The organism is Bradyrhizobium sp. 160, assembly GCF_023073735.1.
Lineage (GTDB): Bacteria > Pseudomonadota > Alphaproteobacteria > Rhizobiales > Xanthobacteraceae > Bradyrhizobium.
In genome coordinates, this window is the sequence record NZ_JADPKD010000034.1 from 55,771 (window position 1) to 70,409 (window position 14,639).

Annotated in this window: 13 protein-coding genes; 8 read left to right on the forward strand and 5 right to left on the reverse strand. The window is 62.9% G+C overall.

Annotated elements, in window-relative coordinates; genetic code table 11:
- Positions 1 to 204 precede the first annotated feature (204 nt).
- On the forward strand, positions 205 to 1,359 hold the full coding sequence (locus tag IVA98_RS14135; RefSeq protein ID WP_247332926.1) for a class I adenylate-forming enzyme family protein: 1,155 nt from the start codon (positions 205 to 207) through the stop codon (positions 1,357 to 1,359).
- A 267-nt stretch (positions 1,360 to 1,626) separates the two neighbouring features.
- Here the strand turns inward: IVA98_RS14135 and IVA98_RS14140 are convergent, their stop codons facing one another.
- The gene (locus IVA98_RS14140; RefSeq protein WP_247332928.1) at positions 1,627 to 2,379 is read right to left on the reverse strand and encodes a TetR/AcrR family transcriptional regulator; all 753 of its coding nucleotides are present in this window, start codon (positions 2,377 to 2,379) and stop codon (positions 1,627 to 1,629) included.
- Between the two features lie 121 nt (positions 2,380 to 2,500).
- Between IVA98_RS14140 and IVA98_RS14145 the strand changes: the two genes are divergently transcribed.
- The 7 genes from IVA98_RS14145 to IVA98_RS14175 are packed head-to-tail and all read left to right on the forward strand — an operon-like array spanning position 2,501 to position 10,513.
- Complete coding sequence (locus IVA98_RS14145; RefSeq protein WP_247332930.1) at positions 2,501 to 3,814, forward strand: phytoene desaturase family protein; 1,314 nt, start codon at positions 2,501 to 2,503, stop codon at positions 3,812 to 3,814.
- 5 nt (positions 3,815 to 3,819) lie between these two features.
- Complete coding sequence (locus tag IVA98_RS14150) at positions 3,820 to 4,674, forward strand: ABC transporter ATP-binding protein (protein ID WP_247332932.1); 855 nt, start codon at positions 3,820 to 3,822, stop codon at positions 4,672 to 4,674.
- Complete coding sequence (locus IVA98_RS14155; RefSeq protein ID WP_247332934.1) at positions 4,671 to 5,465, forward strand: ABC transporter ATP-binding protein; 795 nt, start codon at positions 4,671 to 4,673, stop codon at positions 5,463 to 5,465. The genes IVA98_RS14150 and IVA98_RS14155 overlap by 4 nt, the downstream gene beginning before the upstream one ends.
- The gene (locus IVA98_RS14160) at positions 5,465 to 7,399 is read left to right on the forward strand and encodes an AMP-dependent synthetase/ligase (protein ID WP_247355128.1); all 1,935 of its coding nucleotides are present in this window, start codon (positions 5,465 to 5,467) and stop codon (positions 7,397 to 7,399) included. The genes IVA98_RS14155 and IVA98_RS14160 overlap by 1 nt, the downstream gene beginning before the upstream one ends.
- Position 7,400: 1 nt before the next feature.
- Positions 7,401 to 8,273: a branched-chain amino acid ABC transporter permease gene (locus IVA98_RS14165; protein ID WP_247332936.1), complete on the forward strand. Its 873-nt coding sequence runs from the start codon at positions 7,401 to 7,403 to the stop codon at positions 8,271 to 8,273.
- Between the two features lie 4 nt (positions 8,274 to 8,277).
- On the forward strand, positions 8,278 to 9,324 hold the full coding sequence (locus tag IVA98_RS14170) for a branched-chain amino acid ABC transporter permease (RefSeq protein ID WP_247332937.1): 1,047 nt from the start codon (positions 8,278 to 8,280) through the stop codon (positions 9,322 to 9,324).
- Positions 9,325 to 9,352: 28 nt separating this feature from the next.
- Entirely contained in the window at positions 9,353 to 10,513 is a 1,161-nt protein-coding gene (locus tag IVA98_RS14175; RefSeq protein WP_247332938.1) for an ABC transporter substrate-binding protein, read from the forward strand.
- 32 nt (positions 10,514 to 10,545) lie between these two features.
- On the opposite strand, the gene IVA98_RS14180 is transcribed toward IVA98_RS14175, so the two are convergent.
- The 4 genes from IVA98_RS14180 to IVA98_RS14195 are packed head-to-tail and all read right to left on the reverse strand — an operon-like array spanning position 10,546 to position 14,638.
- Positions 10,546 to 11,730, reverse strand: a complete 1,185-nt coding sequence (locus tag IVA98_RS14180) for an enoyl-CoA hydratase-related protein (RefSeq protein WP_247332939.1) — start codon at positions 11,728 to 11,730, stop codon at positions 10,546 to 10,548.
- A 28-nt stretch (positions 11,731 to 11,758) separates the two neighbouring features.
- Positions 11,759 to 12,952 carry an acyl-CoA dehydrogenase family protein gene (locus IVA98_RS14185; RefSeq protein WP_247332940.1) on the reverse strand — a complete coding sequence of 398 codons (1,194 nt, stop codon included), beginning with the start codon at positions 12,950 to 12,952 and terminating at the stop codon, positions 11,759 to 11,761.
- On the reverse strand, positions 12,949 to 13,884 hold the full coding sequence (locus tag IVA98_RS14190; RefSeq protein ID WP_247355129.1) for an alpha/beta hydrolase: 936 nt from the start codon (positions 13,882 to 13,884) through the stop codon (positions 12,949 to 12,951). The genes IVA98_RS14185 and IVA98_RS14190 overlap by 4 nt, the downstream gene beginning before the upstream one ends.
- A gap of 1 nt (position 13,885) precedes the next feature.
- Complete coding sequence (locus IVA98_RS14195) at positions 13,886 to 14,638, reverse strand: SDR family NAD(P)-dependent oxidoreductase (protein ID WP_247355130.1); 753 nt, start codon at positions 14,636 to 14,638, stop codon at positions 13,886 to 13,888.
- Between the last annotated feature and the right edge of the window lies 1 nt (position 14,639).

The window sequence follows — 14,639 nt, forward strand, 5'->3', positions numbered from 1 at the left end:
GATCCGGAACGCGCCACACCTTCCCTCGACTTCGCCTCCGGCACGCAGATGTGGCGCGAACCAAGCTGTTGCGCAACCTCGCGGGAAAGTGCCCGCCAGGCGGAGCGCCGCAGCACTGAAGACGCTCACCGTCCCCTTCATGAACACCACGCGGCGGGAAATAAGCCGGCCTCCGCCGCGTCCAGGTGCCGCAGCGTTTGAGCGATGGCGGACAAGTCCTGGTGCCGATCCATCCGCGAGTTGTGGGCTGGCGCGCCGGACGACGAGCCGAACGTCGCGCTCGAACTCGACGATCTGATGAACATCAGCTACAGCTCCGGCACGACGGGGCTGCCAAAGGGCGTCGCCTATTCTCATCGCGCTCGTCAGAATATGGGCATGACTTACGCCATTGGTATGAATTACGGCTCGACGGCGCGCACCCTTCTCACCACGCCAATCTACTCGAATGGCAGCTGGATCACACTGTGGCCTGCCCTGATGACAGGCGGCGAGATCGTGATCATGCCGTCCTTCTCAACGAAGGACTGCCTCGATTTGATTCAAGAGCGTAAGATAACGCACGTTTTTATGGTGCCCACCCAGTACATTCGTCTGCTGGATGAACCTGCGCTGCATCGGGCGGACCTCAGCAGCCTCAAGATGTGCCTGACGGCGGGCTCGACGATGACAGTAGATGTCAAACGCAAGATAACATCTGCGTTCGGGCCCCGGCTTTATGAGCTGTACGGCTTCTCGGAAGGCGGAGCCACGATTATTTCGCCGGAAGAAATGGTTGATCGTCCGTCATCGGTCGGGCGACCAAACCCAGGCTATGATGTTCGCATTCTGGGCGGCAACGATCGAGAAGTCGCGCGAGACGAGACCGGAGAGGTCGCGTTCTACGGCGGGTGGATGATGCGCGGATACTACAATAATGATGCGCAGACCGAGTCCATAGTCTGGCGCGACGAAAAAGGACGATCGTTCATTCGCTCCGGCGACATGGGCAAGCTCGACGACGAGGGCTATCTCTATATCGTCGGACGCAAGAAGGATATGATCATCTCGGGCGGGTTCAATATATACCCGGCCGACATCGAAGAGGCGCTGAGCGCGCACCCCGATGTTCTGGAAGCGACCGTCATCGGAGTGCCCCACCCGGTCTGGGGAGAAACGCCCATCGGCTTCGCTATCGTAAAACGCGAGAGCAAGCTCGAGGTTGGCTCACTTCAAGAATGGGCAAACGAACGACTGGCAAAAACGCAGAGGCTCTCGGCAGTCGTATTTCTAGACGAATTTCCGCGAAACGCGCTCGGTAAGGTGGTCAAGCGCGATCTCCAGAGCCATCCGTCCCTGCCGGACGTCAAAAGCTCATAGGCACCCTAGCTGAACCATGCCGAAAGGCCCTCTAGCGTGGCAAGCTGGGGCTTGATGAAGCCCCGCATTGCCGGTGCTGTAATCGACTCCCGAAGGCGTAGCGTAAGCTAAGACACTGTTTGGATCACTTCCACTTGGGTCGAGACGAAGTTCTTCGCCGAATCGGAGTACCGGGACATCACCTCCGAAGGTCTACTCAGGGCCAGTTCGTTCAAAGGGCTTACCCGGAAATAACAACGAATCGCGATCCCTCGAAGTCATCGCCAATCATGGCGCGGCGCGCAGGGCCTTGGGCGCGGCTTGGCCCGCGATCCCATACAGGAATTGATCGACGACCAAATCCGCAAACTCACCCGGGCCAATGCCGCCATTCGGATCGTACCAGGTGTGGCTAAAGTTAAGTGTTCCGAACAGCATCATCGCGTAGACCTTCCTGGTCCGTTTGACGATCTTGCCTTGATTGTCGAGCTTCAGCAGTAGCCCCGAGACAAGATCGACAATCCGGCGCTCGAGAGACTTGATAGTCTGCTGGTCGGCTTCGCTTAGGAAGGTCAGATCGTTAAGAATCAGGCGCTGCTCCTGCGGCGAGCGCGCATTAAGATCAACGATGGCATGGATCGCAGCGCGGAACTGATCAAGCGTGGATGCATGCTTTGCGATCCCAGCTTCGACATCGGCGATCATCCGGCGGACATGCTCGTCCAAGATGGCGAAGAGGATCGCCTCCTTCGAGTCGAAATAGTGATATAGCGCGCCGCGCGAGAGCTTGCATGCATCGGCGAGGTCGGCGATCGAAGCTCGCATATAGCCTTGGCTCGCAAACAGGCCGCAGGCCGCAGATAGAATTCCGCGTTGGATGTCGTCGTAATTCTCGGAGCGCGTTCGCGCCATTGACCGTCTCTCACATTCCGAGCGTGCCGTCGCAATCCGACGGCTTCCGCTCTCTATACTACCGACACGCTCGCATCGTCCCGTGTTGGCCACCGCCGTCCACCAGAACTCTTCGGCCTGACCGCCCAAATTTGATCTGGATCAAAAAAATAATTTGAACGGCCGGTCGGATTATAATATGTTGAACCTCAACACAGCAAGGACATAGGGGCACGCGGGGCCAACCCGGCGGCATCCAGGGAGGCAGTTCGTGGACGCGCAGAAGGTCGATGCTGTCGTGATCGGGGCCGGAGCCGGTGGTCTGTGCGCCGCGGCGCGGCTGGCCTATGGCGGGCTGCACACACTTGTCGTCGACGACAAAAGCCGGCTCGGCGGACGCGCCTCGACGGAAGAGATCGACGGCTTCAAGGTCAATATCGGCGCGATCGCGATTGAGTTCGGCGGCGTGTTCGAGGAGACCTTTCGCACCGTCGGCGCGCCCCTCAACATCCGAGCGCCGGAGCCTGCGAGCTCCTTCTTCATCGACGGCAAGCTAATCGACGTCGGCCGGGGCGGCTGGTCACTACTGCTCGGGCAACTCACGAAGCAGGCCTCCCGCATCCTAGAGAGGTTCGCCGATGCCCGATCCGGCAACCTCCCAGACGGTCGGGAATCGACCGAGGATTGGCTCAGAGCCTACACCAACAACGCCACGGTCCACGCGCTCTTTCGCAATCTTTGCGCTGCGATTTTCGCCTGCAACGCCGCCGAGCTGCCGGCCCGCGCCTTCCTCACCTATTTCACCAGCAAGGGTGCCTTCAAGAAATTCGGCTTCTGCCCGGATGGAACGATCGGCGTTTGGACCAGTCTTGCTGATGCCATCAAGCGAAACGGCGACGTTTGGCTCGAAACACCGGCCACCGAAATCCACACGATCGATGGCCGTGTTATCGGCGTCGCAGTCCAGAGGAATGGCGCGCCGGTACGCATTGAGACCGACCTCGTCATCAGCAATGCCGGACCGAAAGCCACCGTCGCGCTGGCCGGCGAAGCGGCCTTCCCTGCCGGCTACGTCGCAAAAGTCCGAAACGACTTGCGGCCCGCCGCCAATATCGTGATCAACATCGCGAGCCGCGAGCCGCTGGTGAACCATCCCGGCATCGTCACCTTCGGCAAGACGCGACGGCTCTGCAACATGGCAAACCTATCGGCCACTTGCCCGGAGCTCGCACCGGCCGGTTGGCACCTCTATGTCGCCTATGCCGTACCAGTCCCCGCGCTAGGCGATTTCGATTCGAATGCCGAAGTGGAGCTCGCCCTCGCTGATCTGCGCGAGCAGTTCGGCAATTTCGATCGAGCAAGAATCCTCTCGATCCGCGTCATGCGGGACGATTGGCCAGCCCAGCGGAGCTGCGCCGGCTACGATTTGCCGCGGGAGACCGGCATCGCAGGTCTCTGGTGCGTTGGTGACGCCGTCAAGCAATATGGCAATGGCGGCACACAGGCCTGCGCCGAAACCGCCAAAATCGTGACCGATGCGATCTTGTCCGCGCGCCCTCGCCTGCCGCAGTCGAGCCGGATCTGACCGCGATGCCGACGACGATCCCGCTCCAGACGCCGTCTCCTGCGCCACAAGCGGCAACAATGCCCGATGGCCTGCTCGAATTCCGCAATATTCGCGTCGTCTATGACAACGCGATCGAGGCCATCCGCGACGTCTCGATTATGGTGCCGCAGGGCGGCGTCGTCGCCCTACTCGGTTCCAACGGCGCAGGCAAGTCCACGCTGCTGAAAGCAATGTCCGGCATCCTCTATACCGAGGAAGGCGTGATCGAGAACGGCAGCATCCGCTTCCGGGGCGAAGACGTCCATCAATTGCCGCCCGACGAACTAGTCCGGCGCGGCATGGTCCAGGTGCCCGAGGGCCGCCGCGTTTTTGCCGCGCTGACGATTGACGAGAATCTCCAGATGGGCGGCTACACCCGCACCGGCCCTGACGCGCGCGAACGCCGCGACCAGGTGTTTGCGTTGTTCCCCCGGCTCTACGAGCGGCGCGATCAGATCGCGGGCTACATGTCCGGCGGCGAGCAGCAGATGCTTGCGATCGGCCGCGCCTTGATGACCGATCCTGTCCTGCTCGCGCTGGACGAGCCCTCGCTCGGGCTCGCGCCGCTGATCATCGATCGCATCTATGAAGTGATCGTCCGCTTGCGCGACGAGTTGAAGATGACGGTGCTGCTGGTCGAGCAGAACGCCCAGCGTGCGCTCGACATCGCGGACTACGGCTACATCCTCGAAACCGGTCGCGTGGTGCTCGACGGCACCGCCAAGAAGCTCGCGGCGAATGAGGATGTCCAGGAGTTCTATCTCGGCGCCTCCTCAGGCAACCGCAAGAGCCTGCGCGAGATCAAGCACTACAAGCGCCGCAAGCGGTGGCTGTCGTGACCGCGCTCCTCACCGTCGAGAACCTCAGCAAGCGCTTCGGCGGCCTGCAGGCGCTTGCCGATGTCAACCTCACAGTTGCGCCGGGCGAGATCTGCAGCGTGATCGGCCCGAACGGCGCCGGCAAGACCACCCTGTTCAATATGATCTCCGGCGTGCTGCGGCCGAGCGGCGGCCGCATCGTCTTCGACGGCATCGACCTATCCACCATCTCGCCCTGGCGGTTCGCCGCCGCCGGAATCGCCCGCACATTCCAGAACCTTGCGCTGTTCAAGCACGGCACGGTGGTCGAGAACATCCTCACCGGCCGTCATACCCATCTGCGCTCCAACGTGCTCGATGCCGTGATCTTCTTCGGCCGTACCCGTAGCGAGGAGATCGCGGCGCGGCAACGGGTCGAGCACATCATCGAATTCCTCGAGATCGAGCATGTCAGAGACGCGGTCGTCGGGACGCTGTCCTATGGCCAGCAGAAGCGCGTCGAACTCGCGCGCGCGCTCGCCTCAGAGCCAAAGATCCTGCTGCTCGACGAGATGGTCTCCGGGATGAACCAGGAGGAGACCGAGGACATCGCCCGCTTTGTGCTCGATATCCGCGACGAGCTCGGCATTACGGTCCTGATGATCGAGCACGAGATGCGGATCGTCATGGACATCTCCGATCGCGTCCACGTCCTCAATTTTGGGCGCAAGATCGCCGAAGGTACCCCCGATCAGGTCAGGCACGACCCGGCCGTCGCCGAAGCCTATCTCGGCGGCCGGCGCGCCAGTCCAATTGCAAAGGCGGGGTCATGATGTCGACGCTCGATAGCCTTCGCTCAACGCTTATACCACTGCAAGCAAACGCCGCCCGCAGCGCGCCAACGACCGACGCGGCCACCTTCCACGCCTCGCTCAGGGATGCCGCCATCACGATTCCGCAGATGCTGCGGCAGCGTGCCGCCATGCATGGCGATGCGCGGGCCTTGCGCGAAAAGGACTACGGCATCTGGAATCCCTATTCCTGGCGGCACTACTACGAGACGGCACGGGCGATCGCGCTGGGCCTCTTGTCGCTCGGCATTAAGCCGGGAGATCGCATTGCTATCGCCGGAGAGAACACGCCGGAATGGTTTTACGCCGACCTCGGCGCGCAGATGATCGGGGCCGTGTCCGTCGGCATCTATCCGACCAACCCCTGGGTCGAGCTGCAATATATCGTCAAGCATTCCGGCGCTCGCGTCGTCGTTACCGGCGACCAGGAGCAGACGGACAAGGTGCTGGAGGCCATGGCCAATAATGGCGGCCTGCCGGATCTCGAGGCTATCGTTTGCACCGACATGAAGGGGCTGCGGCACTACCGCCAGTCGACGCTGATGTCATTCGAGGCGCTGTGCCAGCGCGGCCTTGCCCATATGCGCGAGCATCCTGACGCGAATGCCGCGCTCGACCGCATGATCTCGCAAGGCGCGCCCGACGATGTCTGCATCCTCGTCTACACCTCGGGCACCACTGGCCCGCCCAAAGGCGCGATGCTGACCCACCGCAATCTCGTCTACGCCGCCTATACCTACGCCGAAGCCGTCGGCATCGCCGACAAGCCGTTCGAGGCGGTGAGCTATCTGCCACTGTGCCACGTCGCGGAGCGCTGCTACGGCATGGTGATGCATCTCGTGCTCGGCGGCACCGTCAGCTTTGCCGAGTCGATCGACACCGTCGCCATCAACATCCGCGAGATCGCGCCCACTTTCTTCGTCGGCGTTCCCCGCATCTACGAAAAGCTGCAACAGGGCTTCCTGTTCAAGCTCGGAGAAAGCGGGAAGCTGCGGCAAGGCCTGACCAGGGCCTGTCTCGCCTGGGGCAGAAAGCTCTCCGACCGCCGGCAGGCGGGCAAGGAAAGCCTGTTCGATCGCGCCGGTTACGGCCTGCTCTATCTCCTGATGTTCCGCAATCTGCAACGCCACCTCGGCTTCGCCTATAGCCGGCATCGGCTCTGCGCGGGCGCATCGATCTCGCCGGAGACACTGCGCTTCTTCGACATCATCGGCCGCCCGGTATCGCAAGGCTACGGGCTCACCGAGAGCGGCGGTGTCGCCTTCGTCCAGGCGATGGGCCATCACCGGATCGGTGGCTGCGGGCTGCCGCTGCCGCAGACCGAGTGGAAGCTTGACGACGACGGCGAGATCCTGCTGCGCAATCCCGGCGTCTTCAAAGGCTACTTCCTCGACGACAAGGCCTCCACCGCCTCGCTTGAGACCGGCGGCTGGCTCCGTACCGGCGACATCATCGAAGTGCTCGACAATGGCGAAATCGCCGTCGTCGACCGCAAGAAGGCCATCATCATCACCGCCGGCGGCAAGAACATCGCGCCCTCCGAGATCGAGAATGCGCTGAAGGACTCCGAATTCGTCAAGGAAGCCATCGTCGTCGGCGAAGCGAAGAAGTATCTCGGCGCGATCATCCAGGTCGACTACGACAATGTCGGCCGTTGGGCGCGCGACCGCGCGCTGGCTTACACCAACTACAAGTCGCTGTCGCAACTGCCCGAAGTGCACGACTTGGTCGAGCGCATCGTCAACGAGACCAACAAACGCTTCGCGCGGGTCGAGAATGTCAGGCGTTTCGCCATCCTGGAGAAGGAGCTCGACCATGACGACGGCGAGCTGACCGCCACCCAAAAGGTGCGCCGCGCCATGATCGAGAAGAAGTTCGCGCGCGAGCTCGCCATCATCTATCCTGCGGAGAGCTGACATGCAGTATCTGCTGCAACTTCTGATCTCCGGCCTTGCGATCGGCGCCATCTATGGCCTGATCGCGATGGGTTTTGCCGTCATCTACAAGTCGACCGGGCTGGTCAATTTCGCGCAGGGCGAGATGACCATGATCACGGCCTATATCGCCTGGACCATCTCGACGACCGTCAGCGGCAATGTGGTCGTGGTCGCCTTCGGCGCGATTCTCGCTGCAATCCTGCTCGGTCTCGTCATTGAGCGCGTCGTGATGCGGCCGATGCTGGGCGAGCCGGTCTTCGCCACCGTGATGGTGACCATCGGGCTTGCGGTGATCCTGCGCTCGGCGATCAACTTCATTTGGGACGCCTACCCGCACGACCTCGACATCGGCATGGGCCGTGACATCGTGCGCATCGGTGGCATCGGCGTCCGCACCGGCCAAATCGCCGTCATCGCAACGCTGCTGGTGCTGCTGGCCGCAATCTGGGCATTCTTCCGCTACAGCAAGATGGGGGTCGCCATGCGCGCCGTCGCGGCCGACGACCGGACCGCGCTCCTGATGGGCATCAGCGCCACCCGCGTCCATGCGCTGGCCTGGGCCGCTTCCTCCGTCATCGCCGGGATCGGCGGCGTGTTCTTCGCGCTGTCCTACGACCTGTCGCCCGCGATGTTCCAGCTCGGACTCAAGGCGTTTCCCGCAACCATCCTCGGCGGGCTCGACGCCGTGCTCGGCTCCGGCCTCGGCGGCCTGCTGATCGGCATCGCCGAGAATCTCGCCGGTGGCTATATCGGCTCTGGCATGAAGGAGATCGCGGGTTTTGCGATGATCATCGTGGTCCTGATGATCCGCCCATTCGGCCTATTCGGCGAACGCGACATCGAGAGGGTTTAAAGCGATGCGCACAGGCGATTACAAGCAGACCTACAGCGAACTCGTCGCGCTGATCGATTCCCCACCGGTCTGGCTGTGGTCGGCAGTTCTGGTGCTGGCGCTGATCGCCGCGCCCTATGTCCTGAACGCCTACGCGCTGTCGTTCCTGATGATCATCCTGATCACGGTGACCGCCGCGCTCGGCCTCAACATCCTCACCGGCTACGCCGGCCTGATCTCCCTTGGTCACGTTGGTTTCCTCGTCACCGGGGCCTATGCCTACGCGGTCCTCGTATCGAAGTATCACATGCACCCCTTGCTCGGCTTTCTCGGTGCCGGCATTGTCCCGGCGCTGGCCAGCCTGATCGTCGGTGCGCCGTCGCTGCGCCTGAAGGGCCTTTATCTCGCCATCACAACACTCGCCTTCTCCTTCATCATCAACACAGTGATCCTGGAGATGCGATGGCTTACCAACGGCGCCCGCGGCATCTCCGTGCAGCGGCCGGAGATTTTTGGCATCAGCTTCGACGGCGACACCGCATTCACGTATCTCTGCCTCGGCGTCGCCATTCTGACGCTGTTTGCCACTCTCAACATCCGCCGCAGCCGGGTCGGCCGCGCCTTCGTCGCGATCCGCGACAACGACACCGCGGCTCGCGTCATGGGCATCAACCTGCATGCCTACAAGCTCTTCGCCTTCGTCACGTCAGCCTTCGTCATCGGCATCGCCGGCGCGCTCTACGGAATTTATCTTTCCTTCGTCAGCGTCGAAGGGTTTCCGTTCCTGCTCTCGATCGAGGCGCTGGCGATTTTGATCGTCGGCGGCCTCGGTTCGGCGCTCGGAGCCGTGCTCGGCACCATCGTGATCGTACTGCTGCCGGAAGCAACGCGCCTCGTTTTCAGCCTGTTCAGCGCCCAGATCGACGCGGTGTTCACCACAGGCGCGCAGGAGCTGAAGAGCATGCTCTACGGTCTCGTCATCATCCTGTTCCTGCGCTTTCAGCCACGCGGCCTGGTCGGCGCCTGGCACGACATCAGACGCGCATGGGTGAACTGGCCGCTGCGTTACTGACAAAACCGATATTGGAGGGAGGACAGAAATGAAAAATCATCTGACGACCGCGTCACTGTTGCTCGCGACGACCCTGCTGGCCGGCAGCGGCGCGCTTGCCGCCGACCCCGGCATCAGCGACACCGAGATCCTGATCGGCGACGTCGAGCCCCTGACCGGACCGCCGGCGCTGCTTGGCGTCGCCGCATCGATCGGCCACAAGATCGCGATCGCGGAAACCAACAATGCCGGCGGCATCAACGGCCGTAAGATCAAATACGTGCTGGAGGACGACGGCTATGTCACCGCGCGCACGATCCAGGGCGCCAAGAAGGTGATCGAGGTCGATAAGGTGTTCGCCATGCTCGGCATCTCCGGCTCCGGCCAGTCGATCGCCGTGATGCCCGTGCTGGAGAAGGCGGGTATCCCGACCGTGATCGACGTCGCACCCGTCAAGCTCCTGTGGGAGCCCCCGCGCAAGAACGTGTTCGTGGTCGGCCAGTCTTACGAGGAAGGGATCATCCACCTCGTGAATTACCTCGCCGAGAAGAACCCCGGCAAGAAATGGGGGTTGATCACGCAGGATGACGATTACGGCATTACCGTGCGGGACGGCTTCGATTCCGTGGTGAAATCAAAAAAGCTGAACGTCGTCTACAGCGGCAATTACAAGAAAGGCCAGCAGGACTTCTCGTCCGACATGCTTCAGTTGAAGGATTCGGGCGCCGAAGTGTTTCTGGCCGGCGGCATCATCGCGGAGAACATCGCGATGATGAAGGAGCTCGAGAAACTCAACGTCAAGCCGGTAACCGGCATCTTCTGGCCCGGCCGGATCGAGCCCGTGCTCAAGCTGATGGGCCCGGCCGGCGACGGCATCTACGCCGTTGACTATGTCGAGCCGTTCGCCGGCGAGGCCGGCAAGGCGTTCCTGGAGAAGGCCAGGCCGCTGGTGTCGGAGGCCGAGTTCAAGGGCATCAACCGCTACACCATGACAGGCTATGCCGCGGCGAAGGTCTTGATCGCGGCGATCGAGCGCTGCGGCAAGCAGCCGACCTGGGCCTGCACGATCAGCGAGCTCGAAAAGACGAAGAACGTGGAAACCGGCGTGATGGCGCCGGTCAGCTTCGGTCCCGGCGTCCGTTTCTCGAACCAGAAGCTGCAGATCATGCAGGCCGATGCCGCCACACTGAGCTTCAAGCCGGTGAAGTAAGGCCGCCGAGAAATGGCCGGGACAGCCCCCGGTCATTTCCCCTTGAAAACAGGCCGACGCCTGGATGCGAACGCGGCGATGCCCTCGCGTGCATCGTCAGAGCGACTCGCGGCAACGATGGATTCAATTTCAACTTTGAGCTGGGCGCCGAGGCTTGATTCAAAAGACTGCCGCAACATACGGCGCATGGCACCAAAGGCCTGCGTCGGCCCCGCCGCCAGCTCCCTCGCGACCGCCATCGCTTGCGCTTCGACAGAGTCGTCCGACACGAGACGCGAGACCAGGCCGAATTCCAGCGCCTCCTGCGCCGTCAGGCGGCGATTGAGCAGGAAGAGCTCCTGCGCCCGCCGCATGCCAATCATCCGCGGCAGGAACCAGGTGTTGCCGCCGTCAGACGTCAATCCCAGCGCGCTATATCCGAGGGCAAAACGCGCGTCAGTGGATGCCAATACGATATCTGCAGCGTAGAGGAGGCCCAACCCACCTCCCGCGGCGGCGCCACGCACTGCCGCAACGACCGGTGCATCCATGCTTGTCAGGCGATCTATCGCGCGATGATAGCCATCGATCATGCGACGCAGCTTGCCCGGCAACTCGGCCGGCGGTGTACCGGCGAATAGATTGATGTCGCCGCCCATGGTAAAATTCTTCCCGTTCCCTGCGATCAGGACGGCGCGCAAACCGGAGATTTCGGCCATTCGCGCCGAGGCTTCTTCCAGATCCGCGGCCATCTCTTCATTGATGGCATTACCTTGGTCCGGACGATTGAGCCGAAGAGTTGCAATGCCGTCTGCGATCTCGAGGAGGACGGCCTTGAAGGGGCCCGCGGCATCATGCCAGCGAGCGGTGTCAGTATATTGTTCGAGGCGTGTGATGCGCTCACCCTCGAATGTAATGAGATGCGCGAAGGACGCGTCGAGAGGAGCTCCTCCCTGCTTTCCCTCGCCGCGGTACCGACCCGTCACAAGCAGGCAGGCCTCTCCGACCTCAAGAAAGCGCTCTGGTTCGGCACGTGCCGCAAAATGCCGGGCGATCGCTCCCCACCCGCTGCGACGCATCGCAGTGGGGCCCTCGTGCCGCCCTCCAATGCCGAACGGCATCCCTTCTGCGATCTCGCCAACGAAATCCGGGTGGAGCAGCATCTCAAGCTGCTCCTTGTCCCCGACAGTCAGCGCCGTATAAAGCAGGCGAGCGATATCTGAACGAGTCTTCGGCATGTCTCTTGCTCCCGTCCAAATCGCCCGGTTACATCCGCTTCGCGACTTCTTCCAGCATGAGTTCGGTGGCGCCGCCGCCGATCGTCAGCACGCGCGCATCACGGACCATGCGCTCGATCGGCGTACCCCGCATGAAGCCGCTGCCGCCGTGCAGCTGCAGACAGCCATGCACGACTTCGTGTAGCACCTCGGGCGACAGGGCCTTGACCATGGACACTTCGCGCAGGCAGGGCTGTCCCGCTGCGGCAAGCTCGGCCGCGTGATAGGCGAGCTGGCGCGCGGCCGCTGCCTTGGCTGCGAGCTGGGCGAGCTTGAGCCGCACGGCCTGCTGGTTCCAAAGCGGCCCGCCAAAGGCTTCCCGCGTCTTGACATAGTTTGTCGTCAGCTCGATCGCCTTGGCGGATTCGCCGGCGCAGATGCCGCCGATACAGATGCGCTCGTTTTGGAAGGTCTCCATGATGCCGTAGAAGCCCTTGCCTTCCTCTCCGAGCAGGGCGCTGGCCGGTATACGAACGTCCGCGAACGCGATTTCGGCGGTGTCGGAACAGAGCCAGCCGTGTTTGTCGAGCTTCGTCACCGCAATGCCCGGCATGTTGCGTTCGACGATGAAGAGCGAAATTCCCCGGCTGCCCTTGGCATGCGGATCGGTGCGGGCGGCGACGATCAGGATGTCGCCATAAACGGCGTTGGTGATGAACATCTTAGCACCGTTGATCACCCATCCCTCGCCGTCGCGGATCGCGCGTGTCTTCAGGCCCGCGACATCAGAGCCCGCATCCGGCTCGGTCACCGCGATCGAGCAGATGGTCTCACCGCGGATGATGGCAGGCAGATATTTCTGCTTCTGCTCGGGCGTGCCCCGCAGCGAGATGTGGACCGCTGACATGTCGGTGTGCACGAGCGTCGACGAGGTGAAGCCCCCGAAGCTGGACCGCCCGAGCTCCTCGGCAAACACCATCGACGCCAGCGGCCCCATCTCCGTGCCGCCATATTCGACGGCGTGGCGCATACCGAGGAAGCCCAGCGCGCCCATGCGGCGAAATATCTCGCGCGGGATCTTGCCGTCGCGCTCCCACGCCTCGCCATGAGGCAATACTTCCTTCTCGACGAAACGACGCACCTGCTCGCGCAGCATGCGGAGCTCCTCGGGCAGATTGGGCTGCTCCGAGAAATGAAACTCACCTTCGGTCGACTGGCGGGGGCCAGAGGTCATGACGTTCATTGTGCCGCTCTCCCGTCGTCGATGTGAAGACGTCTGCGTAAGAATGCTGCAAGCTCCGCCAGGGCTTCGCGCGCCTGCGGGATTTCCGGGAACATCTGAAACACGTGGATCATGCCGCTCCAGACCTGAAGATCGATGTTCACGCCCACAGCCTTGGCCTTGGCGGCGAACGCGGTCGAATCGTCCTGCACGGTCTCGCGGTCGCCGACCTGGATCAACAACGGCGGCAACCCGGACAGACGGGCATAGAGCGGCGAGGCCAGCGGGTGGCGCGGATCGCCATCCGCGCCGAGATAGTTCTTCGCCAGCGCCAGGATCATCGCACGCTGATGGATCGGGTCGACCTCGGCCCGACTTTCATAGCTGGCCCCCGTCGCAGCGAGGTCGGTCCACGGTGACATCAGTGCAGCGGCTGCCGGGAGCGTCTCGCCGCGATCGCGCAAGGCCAGCATGGCGGCGAGCGCAAGCTTGCCTCCGGCCGAATCTCCCGCGAGCGCGATGTCGGCCGGTCGCAAGCCCTGATCCAGCAGGTATCGATAGGCGGTCAGCGTATCGTCCAGCGCCGCCGGAAAGCGGTGCTCGGGCGCCAGACGGTAGTTGATCGCCAGGACGCGGCAGCTACTGGTTTGCGCAATCCGTGCGATCAGGTCGCGATGCGAGGCAATTGAGCCGATGCGGAAGCCGCCGCCGTGGAGATAGAGGATCGCCTTGTCCGGCCGCGCAGCGGCCGACGCGGTCCACTCGCCATCCACACCGCCGGCAGACACCTGGCGACACGTCACCGGTACTGAGCAGCCGGCGAACGCTTCATCCCAATCGCAGCGCATCTGCTCGACAGAGGTATCACGCGTCCAGTTGCGATAGATCGACCGGAGGCGCTCAATGGCACGATCGACCGGGGTGGCCCCAATATCGCTGGCCGCTTCGTTCATCTCAGCCGCCGATCCCCATGCCGCCGGATACGCCCAGCGTCTCTCCCGTGATATAGGCGGCCTGGTCGGATGCCAGGAACAGCGCAGCAGCCGCGACCTCCTCCGGCTCGCCGAGGCGGCCGAGCAGGGTCGCATCCGTCATCGCGCGCAAAATCTTCTCACCGCCCCCAGCGACCGCCTGCTCCAGCATCGGTGTACGGATCGGCCCCGGCGCGATCGCATTCGCGGTAATGCCATAGCGTGCGTTCTCGCGCGCCATGCTCTTGGTGAAGGCGATCACGCCCCCCTTGGCCGCGGAATAGATCGACCCTCCCCTGGAGCCGAGTCGAGCCGCTTCCGACGTGATGTTGATGATGCGACCGAACCTTGCAGCGTGCATCGCCGGCAGCACGGCGTGGGTGCAGGCCAGCACGGAGGTGAGATTCACCGCGATGAGTTTGGCCCAGTCCTGCGGCGAGGTGTCGGTGAAGAAAGCGTGCTGATCGATCCCAGCGTTGTTGACGAGGATGTCGAACGGCCCGTGCTGCGCCACGACCGCCTGCACAGCACCTGCATCGGCGACGTCGACCTTTGCCGCCACCGCGCCCAGCTGTCGCGACAGTTCGGAGGCCAGAGCAAGATCGAGATCGGCAATCATTACGTGGGCTCCCGCACCGGCAAAGCTCCGCGCGATCGCGGCTCCAATACCCCGCGCGCCGCCTGACACGAAGGCGCGACGGCTGTCGAGGCGTCCGAATGGCAGGGGCCCCGTCACG

Coding starts and splice junctions, on each gene's coding strand:
- IVA98_RS14135 (WP_247332926.1), top strand. CDS start 205: ATGGCGGACAAGTCCTGGTGCCGATCCATCCGCGAGTTGTGGGCTGGC.
- IVA98_RS14150 (WP_247332932.1), top strand. CDS start 3,820: ATGCCGACGACGATCCCGCTCCAGACGCCGTCTCCTGCGCCACAAGCG.
- IVA98_RS14160 (WP_247355128.1), top strand. CDS start 5,465: ATGTCGACGCTCGATAGCCTTCGCTCAACGCTTATACCACTGCAAGCA.
- IVA98_RS14165 (WP_247332936.1), top strand. CDS start 7,401: ATGCAGTATCTGCTGCAACTTCTGATCTCCGGCCTTGCGATCGGCGCC.
- IVA98_RS14170 (WP_247332937.1), top strand. CDS start 8,278: ATGCGCACAGGCGATTACAAGCAGACCTACAGCGAACTCGTCGCGCTG.
- IVA98_RS14175 (WP_247332938.1), top strand. CDS start 9,353: ATGAAAAATCATCTGACGACCGCGTCACTGTTGCTCGCGACGACCCTG.
- IVA98_RS14180 (WP_247332939.1), bottom strand. CDS start 11,730: ATGCCGAAGACTCGTTCAGATATCGCTCGCCTGCTTTATACGGCGCTG.
- IVA98_RS14185 (WP_247332940.1), bottom strand. CDS start 12,952: ATGAACGTCATGACCTCTGGCCCCCGCCAGTCGACCGAAGGTGAGTTT.
- IVA98_RS14190 (WP_247355129.1), bottom strand. CDS start 13,884: ATGAACGAAGCGGCCAGCGATATTGGGGCCACCCCGGTCGATCGTGCC.